This is a genomic window from Sphingopyxis sp. (assembly GCF_041916015.1).
In the GTDB taxonomy this organism is placed as follows: Bacteria; Pseudomonadota; Alphaproteobacteria; order Sphingomonadales; family Sphingomonadaceae; genus Sphingopyxis.
In genome coordinates, this window is sequence record NZ_JAYSAH010000046.1 from 1 (window position 1) to 19,683 (window position 19,683).

Annotated in this window: 20 protein-coding genes; 12 read left to right on the top strand and 8 right to left on the bottom strand. The window is 66.6% G+C overall.

The features are described from left to right. Window positions 1-263, bottom strand: a 263-nt coding sequence (locus ACE3SL_RS06195) for a hypothetical protein (protein WP_374524883.1), incomplete at its 3' end; no start/stop codon positions are given. Between the two features lie 159 nt (window positions 264-422). Here ACE3SL_RS06195 and ACE3SL_RS06200 point away from each other — a divergent pair. Next, on the top strand, window positions 423-941 hold the full coding sequence (locus tag ACE3SL_RS06200; RefSeq protein ID WP_374524884.1) for a GNAT family N-acetyltransferase: 519 nt from the start codon (window positions 423-425) through the stop codon (window positions 939-941). Between the two features lie 10 nt (window positions 942-951). Here ACE3SL_RS06200 and ACE3SL_RS06205 read toward each other — a convergent pair whose 3' ends face one another. From ACE3SL_RS06205 to ACE3SL_RS06220, 4 genes are all read right to left on the bottom strand, one after another. After that, on the bottom strand, window positions 952-1,701 hold the full coding sequence (locus ACE3SL_RS06205) for an esterase/lipase family protein (protein ID WP_374524885.1): 750 nt from the start codon (window positions 1,699-1,701) through the stop codon (window positions 952-954). 7 nt (window positions 1,702-1,708) lie between these two features. Beyond that, window positions 1,709-2,884, bottom strand: coding sequence for a PQQ-dependent sugar dehydrogenase (locus ACE3SL_RS06210; protein WP_374524886.1), 1,176 nt, complete (start codon window positions 2,882-2,884; stop codon window positions 1,709-1,711). 70 nt (window positions 2,885-2,954) lie between these two features. Further along, a complete protein-coding gene (locus ACE3SL_RS06215) occupies window positions 2,955-3,590 on the bottom strand; it encodes a sigma-70 family RNA polymerase sigma factor (RefSeq protein ID WP_374524887.1) in 636 nt (211 codons plus the stop codon). Then, on the bottom strand, window positions 3,590-3,844 hold the full coding sequence (locus ACE3SL_RS06220) for a NepR family anti-sigma factor (RefSeq protein ID WP_374524888.1): 255 nt from the start codon (window positions 3,842-3,844) through the stop codon (window positions 3,590-3,592). Before ACE3SL_RS06220 ends, ACE3SL_RS06215 begins: the two co-directional genes overlap by 1 nt. A 166-nt stretch (window positions 3,845-4,010) precedes the next feature. On the opposite strand from ACE3SL_RS06220, the gene ACE3SL_RS06225 reads away from it, so the two are divergent. Beyond that, window positions 4,011-4,661, top strand: coding sequence for a sigma-70 family RNA polymerase sigma factor (locus ACE3SL_RS06225; protein WP_374524889.1), 651 nt, complete (start codon window positions 4,011-4,013; stop codon window positions 4,659-4,661). Window positions 4,662-4,667: 6 nt separating this feature from the next. On the opposite strand, the gene ACE3SL_RS06230 is transcribed toward ACE3SL_RS06225, so the two are convergent. Continuing rightward, window positions 4,668-5,462, bottom strand: coding sequence for a response regulator (locus ACE3SL_RS06230; RefSeq protein ID WP_374524890.1), 795 nt, complete (start codon window positions 5,460-5,462; stop codon window positions 4,668-4,670). A 198-nt stretch (window positions 5,463-5,660) separates the two neighbouring features. On the opposite strand from ACE3SL_RS06230, the gene ACE3SL_RS06235 reads away from it, so the two are divergent. The 10 genes from ACE3SL_RS06235 (at window position 5,661) to fghA (ending at window position 16,575) form a co-directional block, all read left to right on the top strand. Beyond that, window positions 5,661-7,199, top strand: a complete 1,539-nt coding sequence (locus ACE3SL_RS06235) for a sensor histidine kinase (RefSeq protein ID WP_374524891.1) — start codon at window positions 5,661-5,663, stop codon at window positions 7,197-7,199. A gap of 48 nt (window positions 7,200-7,247) precedes the next feature. Beyond that, window positions 7,248-8,264: a ligase-associated DNA damage response exonuclease gene (locus tag ACE3SL_RS06240; RefSeq protein WP_374524892.1), complete on the top strand. Its 1,017-nt coding sequence runs from the start codon at window positions 7,248-7,250 to the stop codon at window positions 8,262-8,264. Further along, the gene (locus ACE3SL_RS06245; protein WP_374524893.1) at window positions 8,261-9,829 is read left to right on the top strand and encodes a cisplatin damage response ATP-dependent DNA ligase; all 1,569 of its coding nucleotides are present in this window, start codon (window positions 8,261-8,263) and stop codon (window positions 9,827-9,829) included. The genes ACE3SL_RS06240 and ACE3SL_RS06245 overlap by 4 nt, the downstream gene beginning before the upstream one ends. Before the next feature lie 89 nt (window positions 9,830-9,918). Further along, window positions 9,919-10,533, top strand: coding sequence for a superoxide dismutase (locus tag ACE3SL_RS06250; protein WP_374524894.1), 615 nt, complete (start codon window positions 9,919-9,921; stop codon window positions 10,531-10,533). 171 nt (window positions 10,534-10,704) lie between these two features. Continuing rightward, window positions 10,705-12,084 carry an L-serine ammonia-lyase gene (locus tag ACE3SL_RS06255; RefSeq protein WP_374524895.1) on the top strand — a complete coding sequence of 460 codons (1,380 nt, stop codon included), beginning with the start codon at window positions 10,705-10,707 and terminating at the stop codon, window positions 12,082-12,084. Window positions 12,085-12,615: 531 nt separating this feature from the next. Beyond that, a complete protein-coding gene (locus ACE3SL_RS06260; protein ID WP_374524896.1) occupies window positions 12,616-13,728 on the top strand; it encodes an S-(hydroxymethyl)glutathione dehydrogenase/class III alcohol dehydrogenase in 1,113 nt (370 codons plus the stop codon). 136 nt (window positions 13,729-13,864) lie between these two features. Beyond that, on the top strand, window positions 13,865-14,731 hold the full coding sequence (gene purU, locus ACE3SL_RS06265) for a formyltetrahydrofolate deformylase (RefSeq protein WP_374524897.1): 867 nt from the start codon (window positions 13,865-13,867) through the stop codon (window positions 14,729-14,731). Between the two features lie 109 nt (window positions 14,732-14,840). Further along, the gene (locus ACE3SL_RS06270; protein WP_374524898.1) at window positions 14,841-15,218 is read left to right on the top strand and encodes a VOC family protein; all 378 of its coding nucleotides are present in this window, start codon (window positions 14,841-14,843) and stop codon (window positions 15,216-15,218) included. 8 nt (window positions 15,219-15,226) lie between these two features. Then, entirely contained in the window at window positions 15,227-15,730 is a 504-nt protein-coding gene (locus tag ACE3SL_RS06275) for a prolyl-tRNA synthetase associated domain-containing protein (RefSeq protein ID WP_374524899.1), read from the top strand. Next, window positions 15,727-16,575 carry an S-formylglutathione hydrolase gene (fghA, locus tag ACE3SL_RS06280; protein WP_374524900.1) on the top strand — a complete coding sequence of 283 codons (849 nt, stop codon included), beginning with the start codon at window positions 15,727-15,729 and terminating at the stop codon, window positions 16,573-16,575. The genes ACE3SL_RS06275 and fghA overlap by 4 nt, the downstream gene beginning before the upstream one ends. A 27-nt stretch (window positions 16,576-16,602) precedes the next feature. On the opposite strand, the gene ACE3SL_RS06285 is transcribed toward fghA, so the two are convergent. Next, window positions 16,603-17,589: a quinone oxidoreductase gene (locus tag ACE3SL_RS06285; RefSeq protein WP_374524901.1), complete on the bottom strand. Its 987-nt coding sequence runs from the start codon at window positions 17,587-17,589 to the stop codon at window positions 16,603-16,605. Window positions 17,590-17,764: 175 nt separating this feature from the next. Continuing rightward, a complete protein-coding gene (locus tag ACE3SL_RS06290) occupies window positions 17,765-19,600 on the bottom strand; it encodes a DEAD/DEAH box helicase (protein ID WP_374524902.1) in 1,836 nt (611 codons plus the stop codon). Between the last annotated feature and the right edge of the window lie 83 nt (window positions 19,601-19,683).

Consider the following 19,683-nt stretch of genomic DNA (forward strand, 5'->3'; position numbering starts at 1 on the left):
CCGTTCGTGTCGAGCGAAGTCGAGACACGCGAAGGCTGGCGCTTCCCAAGCGTGTCTCGACTGCGCTCGACACGAACGGGAGTATAGCTTTGGCTTGTCCCCTTCCGGTCGATCATTTCCAGACATTCGTCATCCCGGATCAAGTCCGGGATGACGATCAATGACAGGTCCGCTTCCGGTCGAAAACCGACACACCCCGACCGCCCCGCCGCTTCCGCATTGACCCCCGCAAAGAATCCGAATATCCCGCCCGCGATGACCAACGACCGATCCCTGCGATTCAAGGCGTATTGGCGCTCCTTTATCTAGGAGCGGCATGGCATCATCCTGTGACCATCGCCGCCGTGTTCCGGAAGGCGAATGATTGTCATCACAGCATCACCCCATCGGTCACGGCGTGCGTTTTTTGAAGAAGACGCGACATGACCGATACTCTGCTTGCCCTGTCGACCGACCATTGCCGCATCACCCCGCTGACGGCGGACGATGCGCGCGAACTTGCCGCGATCACCGACGAATCGGTGACCTCGCGGATCGATTTCCTGCCCGCGCCCTTCACCGAAAGCGACGCGCGCGAATTGATCGCTCGCTCGGGTGGCGGCGATGTCTTTCATGCCGTGCGCGGCAGCGGCGACGCCGCGCTCAACGGGGTGATCGGCGTCCATCGCCGCGCGGGGCAGGATTATGAGATCGGCTACTGGTTCGCCGCCCGCGCACGCGGCCGCGGTATCGCGACCGAAGCGGTGCGCGCGGTGGTCGGCGCGCTGACCGCGTCGCGGCCTGGCTGTTCGGTGGTCGCCGAATGCCACCCCGACAATGAGCGCTCGCGCGCGCTGCTGCGCCGTACCGGCTTCGTATCGACCGGGCTCGCGGGGCGGCGTCCGGGACGAATGCTCCTCGCATGGCGCCCCGCGCCGCTCGACCGCATCGACGTGTGCTGAGCCGCGGGGGTCAGGCGGGCTCGCCGACCTCTTCGGTCAGCGCCTTGACGATGGCCGCCACAGAGCTTTGCGCATAGGCGAAGCCCATATGCCCGCAATCGACCTCGATCCGGCGATCGCTCTCGTCGCGCGTCCCGCGTGCGCTGTTCACCGCGACGACGCCGTCATGCTTCGACCAGAGCGCGAAGGTCGGCATCGCCGGGCGCGGCGCGGGGTGGAAATCGATCGGCGGATTGTCGACCGGGTGCCGCGCGACGAAATGATAGAGGCGCCACGCGCGGTTCGCGCGGCGGCTGCCCGAAAAGGGCGAGCCGAGCGTGACGACGCGCGCGACCTTGCCCGGATGATGCTTCGCATATTCGCGCGCATAGATGCCGCCGAGGCTCCAGCCGACGAGCGCGGGGGGATAGCCCGTGCGGTCGATGATCCACTGCACGCGGCTATCGATGCGCTCGATGATATCGGGGGTCGCGCCGCGGTTGAAGCCGAGGCCCCAGGCATAGCAGCGAAAGCCCGCGCGGCGGAGGTCGCCGCGCAGCGCCTTGGTCGCCCAGTCACCCGACAGGAAACCGGGCAGGACCATCACCGGCGGATGCGCGCTGTCGGGATTGGGCTCGGGCGGCAGCGGACGGATGCGGCCGGCGAGCGCGCGCAGGAGCGCGCCGATCTCGCGCCACAGCAGCGACAGCGGCGGCGGCGCGTCGGGATCGGCGATGCGCGCCGGCCATTCGGCGCGCCGGGTGAGGAAGCCGCGGATCATCCCGATCCTAGCCTTTCGGAACCAGCTTCAGCAGCTTGCCGTCCTTGCCGTCGCTGAGCAGCCAGACGCTGCCGTCCTCGCGCACCTCGACCTCGCGGATGCGCCGGCCGAAATCCCAGCGGTCGGACTTGTGGAGCCGCTCGCCGTCGATCGCCATCCGGATCAGCCCCTCGCCCGACAGCGCCCCCATCAGCAGGTTGTTCTTCCAGCCCGGATAGAGATCGCCACCGTACCAGGCGAGCCCCGCGGGCGAGATCGACGGGTTCCACCACAGCTTCGGCGCCGCGAATTCGGGGCGCGTCGGGTGGTCGGGAATGTCCTTGCCGTCATAATGATCGCCGTTCGAGACGATCGGATAGCCGTAATTGGCCTTCGCCTCGACCAGATTGACCTCGTCGCCGCCCTTCGGCCCCATCTCCTGCTGCCAGAGCCGGCCGTGGCCGTCGAAGGCGAGGCCCAGAAGATTGCGGTGGCCGAGCGACCAGATTTGCGCGGTGATGCCGCCCTGCGCGGCGAAGGGGTTGTCGGCGGGCACGCTGCCGTCGGGGTTCAGGCGCAGCACCTTGCCGAGATTCTGGCCCATGTCCTGCGCCGGATCGAACTTCTGCCGCTCGCCCGAGGTGACGAACAGATAGCGGCCGTCGGGCGAAAAGGCGAGGCGGTGCGAGAAATGGCCGCGGCCGGGGACCTTCGGGTCCTGCTTCCAGATGATCCGCAAACCGTCGAGCCGCGGCGCCGCGCCCTGCACCAACTTCGCCCTGCCGATCACCGCGCCGAAATTGCCGCTGTCACCGGCCTCGACCCAGCTCAGATAGACGGTGCCGCTCGTCGCGAAATCGGGCGCGAGAATGACGTCGCCGAGCCCGCCCTGGCCGCCATAGGCGACCGCCGGCACGCCCGCGACGTCGAGCGTGGAGCCGCCTTCCTGCCAGAGTTTGAGCTTGCCCGCGCGCTCGGTGATCAGTGCCTGCTTGCCGCCGGGAAGGAAGGTCATCGCCCAGGGCTCGTCGAAGGCCGCGACCTCCTGCACCGTGAAGGGCGCGTCGGCCAGCGGTGTCGCGGGCTGCGCGCCCGAGGCGTCGAGCGTCGCGGTGTCGGCGGGCGCGGCATTGCCGGTGGTGCCGCTCGAACAGGCGGCGACGATCATCGCCGCGGAAAAGACGAGGACGGGAATCTTCTTCATGGTCTTGCTCGCTTTGCTGGGGAGGCGCCCGGCCAGTCTGGCGCGCCGCCGCGCCCTTGTCGAGAGCCGCCTAGCGTCCCGGCCCTTCGCGCCGCGCGGTGATTTCTTCGACGCTGTCCATGATCGCGTCGATCGCCTCGCTCGCAGCCGGAGCATCGGCGCGTTTTTGCGAGAATTGCCCGCGCGCCATGATCTCCTCGAGCGCCGCGCGCGCGCGCGACACGCGGCTCTTCATCGTCCCGAGCGCGCAGTCGCAGATCTGCGCCGCTTCCTCATAGGACAGGCCGCCGGCGCCGACGAGGATCAGCGCCTCGCGCTGGTCCTGCGGCAGTTCCATCAGCGCGCGCTGGAGGTCGGTCATCTCACCCGCCTCTTCCTGCCGCGCCGGGGTCGACAGGGTGCGCTCGACCGCGCTCTCGTCATATTCGCCATGAAACTTGTTGCGGCGCATCTGCGACAGAAAGGTGTTGCGCAGGATGACGAAGGTCCATGCCTTGATCGACGTCCCCTTCTCGAACCGGTCGCGCGACGCCCATGCCTTGACCATCGTATCCTGCGTCAGGTCGTCGGCGAGGTCGGGATTGCCCGACAGGCTGCGGCCATAGGCGCGCAGATGCGGAATGACGCCGGCGAGCAGCGCCTTGAACTCGCCGTCCGAAAGCGAATTGTCGTCCTGCGGCGGCGGCGCCGTGTCGGTTCGGGCCATTATTGCTTCGGGCTTTTGCGATCGAGCTGCGTCAAAAGGTCGAGCATCTGGTCGGGGAGCTGCTCCGATACGATATTGCCATAGATCATGCGGAGCTTTGCGCTCACCGGCTCGGGCGACTGGCGCCCGGTCAGCGCGCGGTGCCAATGGTCGCTGCCGGTGCCGGGGAAGCTGCCGTTCGCCCGGCGCGGCGTATCGGCGGCGGGCTCGCGCCCGTCCCGTCCGTTCATCCTGTTGTTGCCGTGCGTTGCCATGCCTGAAGCAACGACAGAGGGCGCCGCTGGTTCCCGCAGTTCGTCGATTTTTGCGCCGGGGTGTGGCGCGAAAGGCACAGCGGGCCATGGTGCCAAACTGAAAGCTTATGAGATACTTATGGTTTTCAAGCCGCACTTCGGACGCTAAGCCTGTTTCCCAATCCGGATGCGGAGCCCGCATCCCAACGATAAAGGCCGCCTTATCAGCGACGAATCCGCCCAGCCGCTCGACGATGTCCGCTTCAAACAGGAGCTGGCGGCGATGCTGCCGCACCTGCGCGCTTTCGGTCGCAGCCTGACCGGCAACGCCGATCTGGCCGACGATCTGGTGCAGGAAACCATGCTGAAGGCGTGGAAGGCGCGTGCCAGCTATATCCCCGGCGGGTCGAGCATGAAGAGCTGGGCCTTCGTCATCCTGCGCAACTGCTTCCTGTCGCAGATGCGGCGCAAGAAATTCACCGCCGAATATGACGAGCTCGCCGCCGAGCGGCTGCTCGTCGCGCCCGACGATCAGGACGACAGCCTGCATCTCGCCGACGTCCAGCGCGCGCTGATGCTGCTGCCGGTGGACCAGCGCGAGGCGCTGATCCTGATCGGCGCCGGCCAGCTCTCCTATGAAGAGGGCGCCGAGATCTGCGGCTGCGCGGTCGGCACGATGAAGAGCCGCGTGTCGCGCGGCCGCGCTGCGTTGCAGGGGATATTGGACAGTGGCGAAATGCCGCGGCGCAGCGAGGACCCGCTCGCGCCGAGCGAAGCCTTCGCGGCGATCATGGGCGATGTGGATCAGCTGACCGGCGGCGGGCCTTCGCCGGATTGAAAGGCTTCAGGCCGCCAGCTGCGGCGTGAACAACAGGCTCTGGCTGATCGCTGCGCGCACGGTATTCTCGCCGAACGGCTTGGCGATCAGGAAGGTCGGCTCGACGCGATGGCCGGTCAGCAGCCGCTCGGGGAACGCGGTGATGAAGATCGCGGGCACCGGCGCGATCGCCAATATGTCCTGCACGGCGTCGATTCCCGAAGAGCCGTCGGCCAGCTGGATATCGGCAAGCACGAGGCCGGCGTCGCTATTCTCGAACGCCGCGAGGGCATCCTCGTGCGTCGTCGCGATCCCTGCGACCTCATGTCCCAGACCGCGCACGATCTGTTCGAGGTCCATCGCGATCAGCGGCTCGTCCTCGATGATCAGCACCGAGGTGCGCGCTTCGCGGTCGATCTCGCCCGCCGCATCGGCGAGCAGTACCTCGACCGTCGCGGCGTCGGCGCCGGTGATCGCCGCGGCCTCCTCGACCGAAAAGCCTTCGAGCGCGGTCAGCAGCAGCATCTGCCGTCCGAGCGGCGTGATTCGGGCGAGCCGGCGGTTCGCGGCGCGGACGAGCGGGTCCTCGCCATCGTCGGAGCCTTCGCCATCCTCGATGAAGGCGCTTTCCCAGATGCGGTGGAAATTGCGATAGAGGTCGATCCGCGTATCGGTGCCGCTGTGGAATTCGTCGGGGGCGGCGACGATCACCTCCAGCGTCGTGTGCACGAAATTGTCGCCATGCTGCTGGCTGCCGGTAAGCGCGCGTGCATAGCGGCGCAGGAACGGCAGATGTCCGCGGATTTCATCGCCCAAGCTCATCGATATCACTCCCTCTTGTCGAAGGGGATACGCCGGGTGCGGGCTTCGGGTTCCCTGTGCGCAAAGCGCCGCGTGCTGCAACTTGTTGGCGCGCGATGCGTAGACTCCGCCGGGACGCGACCGATCAGCGCCTAAGGAAGTGGAATCGTTTCACTTTTCCTGCCGCGCCACGACTATGCTTTTTTAGGGACCCGATTCATGGCAGAGCGGCCCGGTGCGGATATTGGTGCGACGGCACCCGCGGGAATGGGGGGAGACGCGTTGGCGGACGGCGAGGAAGGCGATGCGGCACGCCGCGAAGCGTGGCGGCTTGCGACCCTTCGCGAATATCGGCTGCTCGATACGGAACCCGAGGCGGGGTTCGACCGGGTGACCAAGCTGGTCGCCGACCTGTTCGAGACGCCGATCGCGCTCGTGACGTTGGTCGATGACTGCCGCCAGTGGTTCAAGTCGGCGCATGGACTCGACCTTCGGGAGACCCCGCGCGACATCAGCTTCTGCCAGCATGTGGTGACGGGCGATGCGCCGCTGATCGTGTCCGACGCGCGCGAAGACGATCGCTTTCGCGACAATATTCTCGTCACCGGCGAACCGTTCATTCGCTTCTACGCCGGGGTGCCGCTGCGCGCCTACAACGACGCGGTACTCGGCACCTTGTGCGTCATCGACCGCCGCGAGCGTGCGCCGCTCGCCGCGCGCGAGGTCGAGCGGCTACAGGATTTCGCCGCGATCATCATGGCCGAGGCGGAACTCCGCCGCACCGCCGCCGAACGCGACGAGGCGCGCCGGACGCTCGAACGCGCGCTCGATTTCTCGGGGATCGCGACCTGGCAATATGATGCGCGGACCGACCGTCTGCAGACCCACGGCGCGGGCGCCGAGCTCTGGGGTTCGGGCTTCGAGGCGGCCCTTGCGACGGGCACTGGCTTCTTCGAGCTCGTCCATCCCGACGACCGCGCCGCGCTTCGCATGACGCTCGAAGAATCGGTCGCGAACCGCACGCCCTACATGGCCGAATATCGCGTTCTGAACCCCGAACGCGGGGTGCGCTGGAACGCGGCGCGCGGCGACTGGGACCCGCGCTCGGGCGATGCGATGCTGACCGGAGTCAGCGTCGATATCACCGAGCAGAAGAGCCGGCAGGAAAACGCCAATCTGCTGATGCGCGAGCTGCACCACCGGATGCGCAACCTGTTCGCGACGGTCAGTGCGATCATCTCGCTGACGCGCCACGCGGCGAAGGACGTCGACGATTATGTCGAGCGGATCAGCAGCCGGCTCGACGCGCTCAACCGCGCGCAGAACGTGCTGCTCGGCGCCAATTTCATGACCGGGTCGATGCACGCGCTGATGCGCGAGGTCGAGGCGGCCTTCCCGCGCGTCCGCTGGTCGGGTCCCGACCTTCTGCTTCCCGAAAATGCGCTCGTCGCGATGGCGCTCTTCTTCAACGAGCTCGCGACCAACGCCGCGAAACATGGCGCTCTGACCGGCGAAAACGGGCGCGTCGATGTGACCTGGACCCAGGATGGCGGCGAGGGCGAGGACCGGATGTTCCGCCTGACCTGGGCGGAAAGCGGCGGCGATCGCATTGTCGCGGCGCCCGAACGGACGAGCTTCGGCACGCTGTTGATGGAACGCAGCGTGAAGAATAATCTTGGCGGGACGATCGAGCGGCGCTGGGAGCCTGGCGGCTTGATCGTCGAGATCGCGCTGCCGGCGAAATGGCGTGAAGCCTGACGCGCCGCCGATTTGTTCTTTTTATGTTCTTCGTGCTAGGCTGATGCCATGACCAAGCGCGGCCTCCATTGGATCGAACCGCATAAGAGCGGCCTCTATGTGAAGCCCGCCGACCTGTGGATCGACCCCTCGCGTCCCGTCGCGCGCGCCGCGGTGACGCATGGCCACGCCGACCATGCGCGCAGCGGCCATGGCGCGGTGTTCGCGACGCCCGAGACGCTGGCGATCATGGCGCTGCGCTATGGTGTCGATGCCGCGGCGAGCCATAATCAGGCCTTTGTCTATGGCGACGGATTCGAGCGCGGCGGCGTGCGCTTCAGTTTTCACCCCGCGGGGCATGTGCTCGGCAGCGCGCAGATTTTGATGGAGTATCTGGGCGAGCGGATCGTCGTCACGGGCGATTACAAGCGCCGTGCCGACCCGACCTGCACGCCCTTCGAGGTCGTGCCGTGCGACATCTTCATCACCGAGGCGACCTTTGGCCTGCCGGTCTTCCGCCACCCGCCGACCGCCGACGAGATCGCCAAGCTGATCGGCGCGGTGCGCGCCGAGCCCGGCCGCGCGGTGCTCGTCGGCGCCTATGCGCTCGGCAAGGCGCAGCGCGTGATCGCCGAGCTGCGCGCCGCCGGGTGGAGCGCGCCGATCTATATCCACGGCGCGCTCGAACGCATGTGTCGGCTCTATGCGATCCACGGTGTCGACCTCGGCGAACTCCGGCTCGTCAGCGAAACCGACAAGGCCGAGATGGCGGGCCAGATCGTCCTCGCGCCGCCCTCCGCCCTCAACGACCGCTGGTCGCGGCGCCTGCCCGATCCGGTGACCGCGATGGCCTCGGGCTGGATGCGCGTGCGCCAGCGCGCGCGCCAGCGGATGGTCGAACTGCCGCTCGTCATCTCCGACCATGCCGACTGGGATGAACTCACCGCGACCATCGAGGAGGTGAACCCCATGGAAAGCTGGATCACCCACGGCAGCGAAGACGGCCTGCTCCGCTGGTGCGAGTTGACCCAGCGCAGGGCGCGCGCGCTGCACCTCGTCGGGCGCGATCTGGAGGAGGAGGCGTGAAGCGCTTCGCGGCCCTGATCGACCGGCTGATCTACACGCGCTCGCGCAATTCGAAGCTCGCGCTGATCGTCGATTACCTCCGCCACACCTCCGACCCGGACCGCGGCTGGGCAATCGCCGCGCTGACCGAGAGCCTCGACTTCCCGGCGGTCAAGGCCGGGACGGTGCGAGCCTTGCTCGGCGCCCGCGTCGATGAGGAATTGTTTCGCCTGTCGCGCCATTTCGTCGGCGACACGGCCGAGACGGCGGCACTGCTCTGGCCCGACGCGCCGGGAAGCAAAGCCGACATCGGCGTATCGGACGTTGTCGATGCGCTGTCCGCGGCGACCCGCAGCGACGCCCCCGCGATCCTCGCCGCGCTGCTCGATCGCCTCGATGCCGACGGCCGCTATGCGCTGCTCAAGCTCGCGCTTGGCGGGATGCGCATCGGCATCTCCGCGCGGCTCGCGAAGCAAGCGTTCGCGCAGGCGTTCGACGTGCCGGTCGACGACGTCGAAGAGCTATGGCACGCGATCCCGCCGCCCTATGCGCCGCTCTTCGCCTGGGGCGAGGGCAGGACGCCGCGCCCCGACCTCGCCGGCGTCGCCTTCTTCCGCCCCTTCATGCTCGCGCATCCGCTGGAGGAGGAAAGCATCGACCTCGCCGCCTATGCCGCCGAATGGAAATGGGACGGCATCCGCGTCCAGATCGTCCACACCGCTGGCGAGACGCGCATCTACAGCCGTGGCGGCGAGGAGATCGGCGGCGCTTTTCCCGAACTGGTCGCGGCCTTCGATCAGGAAGCGGTGATCGACGGTGAACTGCTCGTCCGCGGCGAGGTGCAGGGCGGCGAAGCGGCAAGCTTCAATGCGCTGCAACAGCGGCTCGGGCGCAAAACGGTCTCGAAGAAGATGCTCGCCGACTATCCGGCCTTCGTGCGCGTCTACGATTTGCTCGCCGTCGATGGCAACGATCTGCGCGCCCTCCCGTGGACCGAACGCAGACGTCAGTTGGAGGCGTTCGTGCCGCGCCTCGCCGCCAGCCATTTCGACCTGTCGCAAGTCATCGAGGCAAAGGATTTCGACGATCTCGCCGAGCTTCGCGCCGGCGCGCGCGATGCCGCGATCGAAGGGGTGATGCTCAAGCGCCGCGACGCCCCTTATGTGGCGGGCCGCCGCGCCGGGCTCTGGTACAAATGGAAGCGCGATCCGCTCGTCGCCGACTGCGTGATGATGTACGCCCAGCGCGGCAACGGCCGCCGCGCGAGCTTCTATTCGGACTATAGCTTCGGCTGCTGGTCCGACGAGGGCGAGTTGCTTCCCGTCGGCAAGGCCTATTCGGGCTTCACCGACGAGGAGCTCAAATGGCTCGACAAGTTCGTGCGCGACCATACGGTCGATCGCTTCGGCCCGGTGCGTGAGGTCGAAAAGACGCTCGTCCTCGAAGTCGCCTTCGATTCGATCCACCTTTCGAAGCGCCACAAGTCGGGCCTCGCGATGCGCTTCCCGCGGATTTCGCGCATCCGCCGCGACAAGCCCGCCGAGGAAGCGGACCGCATCGCGACCCTGCGCGCGATGGTGACCTGAAAAATAACCCGGAAAATTGCGGTCACGGGGTTGCAACTCGCGGCGAAGATACCGAGTTAGAGCCCCGAACACCAAAAAAGGAGACTGCCATGACGATCGCTTTCCCGCCGCTGCCCTATGCCCAGGACGCGCTGGCGCCGCATATCTCGGCCGACACGCTCGCGACGCACCATGGCAAGCATCACAAGGCCTATGTCGACAAGACCAACGCCGCGATCGAAGGCACCGAGCTTGCCGACAAGAGCCTCGAGGAAATCATCCACCACGCCGAAGGGTCGGGCAACAAGGGCCTGTTCAACAACAGCGCGCAGTCGTGGAACCACGCCTTCTACTGGAACAGCCTGTCGCCCGAGAAGACCGCGCCCTCGGGCGATCTCGCGGCCGCGATCGACCGCGATTTCGGTTCGCTCGACGATCTCAAGAAGAAGCTGAAGGACACCGCGGTCAACCATTTCGCGTCGGGCTGGGCGTGGCTCGTCTCGCGCGACGGCACGCTGTCGGTCACCGACACCCACGACGCGGGCACCGAAGTCACCGCGGGGATCAAGCCGCTGCTCGTGATCGACGTGTGGGAACATGCCTATTACATCGACCGCAAGAACCTGCGCCCGGCCTATGTCGACGCGGTGGTCGATGAACTGCTGAACTGGGACTTCGCCGCCGAAAATCTCGCGCGCGATGGCGCCTGGACCTATCCGGCGTAATTTTCCGTCAAAGAAAAGACCGTGTGTCCCCGCGAAGGCGGGGACCCATCTCCGGTCGCCGCTATTTTTCGCCCACGGATGATGGGCCCCCGCCTTCGCGGGGGCACGCGGCTTTAGACGTAAAGGCATTGGCTTCTGTCATAAGACTATTTCCTCGCCTATAGGCGCGGCATGACGATCAGCCTTTTCGAACTTTTCAAAATCGGTGTCGGGCCGTCGAGCTCGCATACTGTCGGACCGATGGTTGCGGCGCGGCGGTTCACCGTCTGGCTCGACGAACGCGGCCTGCTCGGCAAGGCGGCGCATGTCGAGGCCGATCTCTATGGCTCGCTTGCGCTGACGGGGAAGGGCCACGCCGCCGATACCGCGGTCGTCGCCGGGCTGGCGGGCGAAATCCCGGCCAAAACCAGCCTCGCCGCGATCAAGGCGCATTGGGACCGCGCCGAGAATGAAGGCTTTCTTTATCTGCTCGGCCGTCAACGCGTCCGCTTTCAGCCGGCGCGCGACCTGCATTTCCAGATGAAGCAACGCCAACCCTTTCACAGCAACGCCCTGAGCTTCACCGCGCGCGATAGCGATGGCGAGATACTGGCCAAGCGCATGTATTTCTCGATCGGCGGCGGCTTCGTCGTCGATGAGGACGAGGCCGGGCGCAACAGCCGCGGCGCCGAGGATGAGGTCGAATTGCCTTATCCCTTCACGTCGGGCGCCGACCTCATGGAAATGGGCGCGGCGTCGGGCAAGAGCTTCGCCGAGATGATGCTCGAAAACGAGCTTGTCCACCGCAGCCTCGAACAGGTCGAAGCGGGGCTCGATGCGATCGCCGCCGCGATGGACGGCTCGATCGACGCGGGATGCAGCAGCACCGGCGTCCTCCCCGGCGGGCTCAAGGTCAAGCGCCGCGCGCCGCAGATCGCCGCCGACATCCGCGAACGGCACGAGGCCAACCTGTCCGATCCGATGGCGATGATGGACTGGATCAACCTCTGGGCGATGGCGGTGAACGAGGAAAATGCCGCGGGCGGCAAGGTCGTCACCGCACCGACCAACGGCGCGGCGGGGATCATCCCGGCGGTGATCCGCTATTACCGGCGCAGCTATCGCGGCGACGCGAAGGGCGTGCGCACCTTCCTGCTCGCCGCAGGCGCGGTCGGCGCATTATATAAGCGCAACGCCAGCATTTCGGGCGCCGAGGTCGGCTGCCAGGGCGAGGTCGGCGTCGCCTGTTCGATGGCGGCGGCGGGGTTGACCGCCGCGCTCGGCGGCACCAATGCGCAGGTCGAGAACGCCGCCGAGATCGGCATGGAGCATAACCTCGGCCTCACCTGCGATCCCATCGGCGGCTTGGTGCAAATCCCGTGCATCGAGCGCAACGCGATGGGCGCGATCAAAGCCATTGATGCGAGCCGCATCGCGATGATCGGCGACGGCACGCACGTCGTCAGCCTCGACACGGTGATCGCGACGATGCTGCAGACGGGCCGCGACATGCGCGACAAGTACAAGGAAACGTCGAAGGGCGGGCTGGCGGTCAGCGTGGTGGAGTGTTGAGGGCGACCCTCTTCCTATCGTCACCCCGGACTTGATCCGGGGTCTATTCACGCCAGCGCCGGAATAATGGATTCCGGATCAAGTCCGGGGTGATGATAGGGGCAGGGAAGGCTTTCCTACATTATTTCGCTGTGGCAGCCTGCGATTTGGCTCTTTGATCAGGTTGATACTCGCATCTTCGCTTAAAGCGACAAAGGAGACAGTTTCGTGCTGTCCGTCCGTATCCTTTGTCTCCTTAAAGGCCGGTGCCTGCACCGTTAAAGCCACAAAGGACATAAATTGCATGCGCGCATGCGAGGCTTTTGTGGCTTTAAGGGCGGTCGGACCGCCATCGATCCTCCCTGTCGCGCAGCGATGGGGAGGGGGACCGCCGCCGCAGGCGGGGGTGGAGGGGCGGCAACGGTTGCGCCAAAGCCCCTCCGTCAGCGCTTCGCGCTGCCACCTCACCATGACCTTCGGCCACAGAGCGGATCACATGCTTGCATTGCTGCCGCGTTTGTCTGATTGGGAGCGCCGAGAAGGAGACCGCCCATGAAGACCCGCGCCGCCGTTGCGTTCGAAGCGAAGAAGCCGCTCGAAATCGTCGAACTCGACCTCGAAGGCCCGAAGGCGGGCGAGGTGCTGGTCGAGATCATGGCGACGGGCATCTGCCACACCGATGCTTATACGCTCGACGGTTTCGACAGCGAGGGCATCTTCCCGAGCGTGCTGGGGCATGAGGGCGCAGGGATCGTGCGCGAGGTCGGCGCGGGCGTCACCAGCGTCAAGCCCGGCGACCATGTGATCCCGCTCTACACCCCCGAATGCCGCCAGTGCAAAAGCTGCCTGTCGGGCAAGACCAACCTCTGCACCGCGATCCGCGCGACGCAGGGCAAGGGGCTGATGCCCGACGGCACGACGCGGTTCAGCTACAAGGGCCAGCCGATCTTTCACTATATGGGCTGTTCGACCTTCTCGAACTTCACGGTGCTGCCCGAGATTGCGGTCGCGAAGATTCGCGAGGACGCGCCGTTCCAGTCGAGCTGCTACATCGGTTGCGGCGTGACCACCGGCGTCGGCGCGGTGATCAACACCGCGAAGGTGCAGGTCGGCGACAATGTCGTCGTCTTCGGCCTCGGCGGTATCGGATTGAACGTGATCCAGGGCGCGCGGCTTGCCGGCGCGAACCGGATCATCGGCGTCGACATCAATCCCGACCGCGAAGAATGGGGCCGCAAGTTCGGCATGACCGAATTTCTCAATTCGAAGGGCATGAGCCGCGAGGATGTCGTCGCGGCGATCGTCCAGATGACCGATGGCGGCGCCGATTACACCTTCGACGCGACCGGCAATACCGAGGTGATGCGCACCGCATTGGAGGCCTGCCACCGCGGCTGGGGCACCTCGATCATCATCGGCGTCGCCGAGGCGGGCAAGGAAATCGCGACGCGTCCCTTTCAGCTCGTCACCGGGCGTAACTGGCGCGGCACCGCCTTCGGCGGCGCCAAGGGCCGCACCGACGTGCCGAAGATCGTCGACATGTATATGACCGGCAAGATCGAGATCGACCCGATGATCACCCATGTCATGGGCCTCGAAGAGATCAACAAGGGGTTCGACCTGATGCATGCGGGCGAGAGCATCCGCAGCGTGGTGGTATACTAAAAAGCAGTTTCGTTTCTCGCCAAGCTTCGTCATTGCGAGGAGCCGAAGGCGAAGCGGCAATCCAGAGCAGGCGTAAACCGCTCTGGATTGCTTCCCCCGGCTTTCGCCGGGGTCGCAATGATGAGAATTGGGGAGGATGCATTTGACCGGACCTTATGTCCTGACGTTCAGCTGCATAGACGCGGTCGGCATCGTTGCCGCGGTGACGGGGCTGCTTGCCGAGCGCGACGGTTTCATCCTCGACAGCCAGCAATATGCCGACCTCGGGTCCGGGCGTTTCTTCATGCGCGTCGAGTTCCGCGGCGCCGGGCCGCGCTTTCCCGAAGACTTTGCGGGCGTGCAGGCGGCGTTCGCGCCGATCATCGACCGCTTCGCGATGGATGCCCGGCTCAGCGACGCCGCGGTCAAGCCGCGCTTCGTCATCGCGGTGTCGCAGGGCAGTCATTGCCTCAACGACCTGTTGCACCGCTGGTCGACCGGCAATCTCGCGATCGATATCGTCGGCGTCGTCTCGAACCACGAGGCGCAGCGACGCCTGTCCGAATGGCACGGGGTGCCCTTTCATTATTTGCCGGTGAGCGACGCCAACCGCGCAGGCCAGGAGGCGGCGATCCTCGACGTGATGGCGCGCGGGGGTGCCGAATATCTGGTACTCGCGCGCTACATGCAGGTTCTCTCACAAGACCTGTCGGCGAAGCTTGCGGGACGCTGCATCAACATCCACCACAGCTTCCTGCCGGGGTTCAAGGGCGCCAAACCCTATCACCGCGCGCACGAGCGGGGGGTGAAGCTGATCGGCGCGACCGCGCATTTCGTCACCAGCGATCTCGACGAGGGGCCGATCATCGAGCAGGCGGTCGAGCGCGTCGATCACCGCGACGGCATCGACGAACTGATCCGCATCGGCCGCGATACCGAGGCGCAGGTGCTCGCACGCGCAGTGCGCTGGGTCGCCGAGCAGCGGGTCCTGATCGACGGCCGCAAGACGGTGGTCTTCCGTTAGAGCGGCAAGTTCGTCATTTTTGATAAACGGGGAACGGAATCGCGGCTGGCCCTCCCCGGAGGCGCGGGGTAGGTATCGTTTCGCAACCAGAATCAGGAGGAGCGGAAACATGTACAGTCACAATATGGTCGGATCGAACGACCTCGAGGCGTCGAAGAAATTCTACGACGCGACCTTCGGGGCGATCGGCGGGCAGCCGGGCATCACCGATCCCAAGGGGCGGCTCATCTATATGCACAATGGCGGGCTGTTCCTCGTGACCGCGCCGATCGATGGCCAGCCGGCGACCGCGGGCAACGGCTGCACGATCGGCATCGCGATGGCGAACCCCGAACAGGCCGACGCCTGGCACGCCGCGGGCGTTGCGGCGGGCGGCACCGCGATCGAAGATCCGCCGGGCGTGCGCGAAGGCAATGGCATGAAAATGTATCTCGCCTATCTCCGCGATCCCGCGGGCAACAAGCTCTGCGCGCTCCACCGGATGTAAGGACCATCATGCGCGGCGAAGCGGGATTGCTGGCGGACCTTGGCGCGCTCGCCATCCCCTTCGCCGCCTATGAGCACGTCGCGGTGTTCACCGTCGCCGAAAGCGACGCGGTGAATGCCGCGATACCGGGCGCGCATACCAAGAATTTGTTCTTGAAGGACAATGGCGGCGCCTTCTGGCTCGTCACCGTGCCCGGCGAGGCGCGCGTCGACCTCAAGGCATTGCCCGCCGCGATCGGCAGCAAGCGGGTCAGCTTCGGCAAGGCCGAGGACATGGGCCGGCTGCTCGGCATCGCGCCGGGATCGGTCACGCCGCTTGCGGCGATCAACGCGCCGCCGGGCAGCATCACCGTGGTGCTCGACGCCGGGTTGGCGGCGGCCGATCCGGTGAACGTCCACCCGCTCCGCAACACCGCCACCCTCGGGCTTTCGGGGAGGGCGGTTCTCGACCTTCTGCGTCATTGGGGGCATCACCCCCTCATCGCCTCCATTCCGGTTCAGGACCCCGCATGACCATCGAAACCCTTTCGACCAACCGCAGCCATGGCGGCACACAGGGTGTGTACAAGCATGCCAGCCTCGCGACCGGCACCGACATGATTTTCGCGGTCTTCGTTCCCGACCATTCGCCGGGCGCGAAGCTGCCCGTGCTCTGGTATCTCTCGGGGCTGACCTGTACCCACGCCAATGTGATGGAAAAGGGCGAATATCGCGCCGCCTGTGCCGAGCATGGCGTGATCTTCATCGCCCCCGACACGAGCCCGCGCGGCGAGGGCGTGCCCGACGATCCCGACGCCGCTTATGATTTCGGGCTAGGCGCGGGCTTTTATGTCGACGCGACGGAGGAGCCGTGGGCGAAGAACTATCGGATGCGTTCCTATGTCGAGGATGAACTGCCGTCGCTGGTGCTGCGCAATTTTGCGAGCGCCGACCTGACGCGGCAGGCGATCACCGGCCATTCGATGGGCGGGCACGGCGCACTGACCATCGGTCTCCGCAATCAGAACCGTTTCCGCTCGGTTTCGGCCTTCTCGCCGATCGTCGCGCCGTCGCGCTGCCCGTGGGGCGAGAAGGCGCTGACCGGCTACCTCGGCCGCGACCGCGAGGACTGGCAGGCCTATGACGCTTGCGCGCTGCTCGACCAAGGACTGCGTGTCCCCGACCTGCTCGTCGATCAGGGCGACGCCGACAATTTCCTTGCCGAGCAACTCAAGACCGGGCTGCTGGTCGAAGCGTGCGAGCGCGCAGGGCAGAAAGCCGAAATCCGGATGCAGCCGGGTTACGACCACAGCTATTACTTCATCTCGACCTTCATGGCCGAACATGTCGCCTGGCACGCCGAGCGGTTGAAGGCGTAACGCCCCCTCCCGCTTGCGGGAAGGGGTTTAAAGATGCTCCGGAATCAGCAAGGTGGATCCCGTCGTGCGCCCGGCCTCCAGGTCCGTGTGGGCCCGTGCCGCATCCTGTAGCGAGTAACGCTGGCCCACGGTGATCTGCACCGCGCCGCTCTCGATCATCTCGAACACCCGCGCCGCACCCGCGGCGCGCTCGCCGGGATGGAGATAATAGTCGAACAGGGTCGGCCGCGTCACGAACTGCGAGCCATGCTGCGCGAGAATGCCGAGGTTCACACCGCTCACCGGCCCGCCGGCGTTGCCATAGCTGACGATCAGCCCGCGCCGAGCGGTCGCTTTCAGCGAGGTCGTCCAGGTCGCCATGCCGATCCCGTCGAAGGTGACGGGAACGCCCTGGCCGTCGGTAATCTCGCGAACATGCGCCGCGACATCGTCCTGCTTGTAGCGGATGACATGATCGATCCCCGCCTCACGGGCCGCGTGCTCCTTCGCCTCCGTGCTGACGGTGCCGATGACGGTCGCGCCGATGGCCTTCAGCCACTGGACGAGGATCAGCCCGACACCACCCGCTGCGGCATGAACAAGGACGGGCCAGCCCGCCTCGACCTTGGCGCAGCGCTCGACGAGCATCTCGACGGTGCAGGCCTTGAGCAATGCGGCGGCGGCGGTTTCGTCGTCGATGCCGGCGGGGAGCTTGAACAGCGACGCGGCGGGGACGATGCGCGCGCTGGCATAGGCGCCCCGCTGCGGTCCGAAGGTGGCGACGCGGTCGCCGGGCTGAAGCCCGTGAACGTCTGGCCCGGCCGCGATGACCTCGCCCGCCGCCTCGACGCCGAGCCCGCCTGGAAGCTCGACCGGATAGGTGCCGTCGCGGTGATAGGTGTCGATATAGTTTAGCCCGACCGCGGTTTGCCGCACCAGCACCTGACCGGGGCCGGGATCGCCGAGCGTCACCTCGCGCCAGTCGATGACCTCGGGCCCGCCCTGCTGCTCGATGAACGCCTCGATCGCTTGCATCCGCCGCTCTCCTGCTGTCTCCGTCCATCTGGGGCGGGGGCGAGGCGGGCACAAGGGCTGCCCGCTAATATGCCTTGTCATTGCGAGGAGCCGAAGGCGACGCGGCAATCCAGAGTGTTCGTAAACCCGCTCAGGATTGCTTTCCCCGGCTTCCGCCGGGTCCCAATGACGCAGCTCAGTACTTCCCCTGCTTGCGCGGGCTGCGTTGACCATAGGGTTTGGGCTTGTAGCGGTCGGCATTTCCGCCGGGGCCGCCTGTCCCGCGGGGCTTCCGCGGGCCATCGCCGCGCGGGCCGTTGTCGCGCGGGCCGTTGTCGCGTGGGGCGCCGTGACGCGGACCGCCGCGATGCGGTCCCTTTTCCCGCCGCGGCGGATAGGTCGCGCCGCCGGGCGCCGGGGTGATCGCGACGCCGCTGTCGTCCTCGCCGTCCTGGTTCGCAGTGCGGTGGACGGCTTCGGCGAAGCGGTCGGCGATGGCGAGCGGGATGTTGAACAACGTCTCGTTCGGCCCGATGCGGATCGCGCCAATCTCGTGCTTGGTCACGTGGCCGCGGCGGCAGAGCAGGGGCAGAATCCAGCGCGGGTCGGCATTCTGGCGGCGGCCGATGTTGAGGCGGAACCAGACGCTGTCATCGAACTGCTCACGATGCTCGCCGCGCTCGGGCCGTTCGCCGCGCTCGGGCCGCTCACCGCGCGGACGCGGTCCATTGTCGATCAGGTCCTCGGGCGGCGGCATCAGCGCGCGATGTGCGCGGACGAGCGAGGCCGCGATGTCCTCGGCCGAGCGCTCGGCCATCAGCCGCTGCGCGAGTTCGAGATCCTCGGCCTCATGCTCGACGGGGGCGAGCAATTTCTCGATCAACCGTTCCTGATCGCGCTGGCGTACGTCGGCGGCAGTCGGCGCGTTCATCCACTCGGCTTCGATCTTCGCGCCGCGCAGCATGCCGTCGACGCGGCGACGGCGCGGATAGGGGACGATCAGCACCGCCGTGCCCTTCTTCCCCGCGCGGCCGGTGCGGCCCGAACGGTGCTGCAGCGTTTCGGCGTCGCGCGGAATTTCGACATGGACGACGAGGCTGAGGCTCGGCAAATCGATGCCGCGCGCGGCGACGTCGGTCGCGACGCAGACACGCGCGCGGCGATCGCGCAGCGCCTGCAGCGCATGGTTGCGTTCGTTCTGGCTATGCTCGCCCGACAGCGCGACGGCGGCGAAGCCGCGCTCGACGAGGCTCGCGTGCAGGCGGCGGACATTGTCGCGCGTCGCGCAGAACAGCATCGCGGTCTCGGCCTCGTGCAGGCGGAGCAGGTTGATGACGGCGCCCTCGATATCGGCGGGGGCGACAGTCACTACCTGGTAGGTGATGTCGCCATGGCCGCGTTCCTCGCCGACGGTCGAGATGCGCAAGGCGTCGCGTTGATAGCGCTTGGCGAGCTGCGCGATCGGCTTCGGGATCGTCGCCGAAAACAACAGGGTACGGCGCGTCTCAGGGGTCGCGTCGAGGATTTCTTCCAAATCTTCGCGAAAGCCCATATCGAGCATTTCATCGGCCTCGTCGAGCACCGCGACGCGCAAGCTCTCGAGGTCGAGCGCGCCTCGTTCGAGATGGTCGCGCAGGCGTCCCGGCGTGCCGACGACGATATGGACGCCCTGATTGAGGTTCCGCCGCTCGCGGCTGGCATCCATCCCGCCGACGCAGGTTGCGATGCGCGCGCCGGCCTTGCCGTAAAGCCAGCTCAATTCGCGGCTGACCTGCAGCGCAAGTTCGCGCGTCGGCGCGACGATCAGCGCAAGCGGCGCGGTCGCGAAGGGTAGGCGGCCTTCTTCGAGCAGTTCGTCGGCCATCGCGAGGCCGAAGGCGACGGTCTTGCCCGAGCCGGTCTGTGCCGAGACGAGCAGATCGCGGCCCCTGGCTTCGTCTTCGGTGACCTGCGTCTGGACGGGGGTGAGCGCTTCATAGCCGCGCGCGGTGAGGGCGTCCGCAAGGGCGGGCGAGAGATTTTCAAAAGCCATTTTGTTCTTCTTATCCTGTGCGGCCACGGGCGGCCGATTCTCTGTTCGTCACCCCGGACCTGATCCGGGGTCCATCGCCCAAA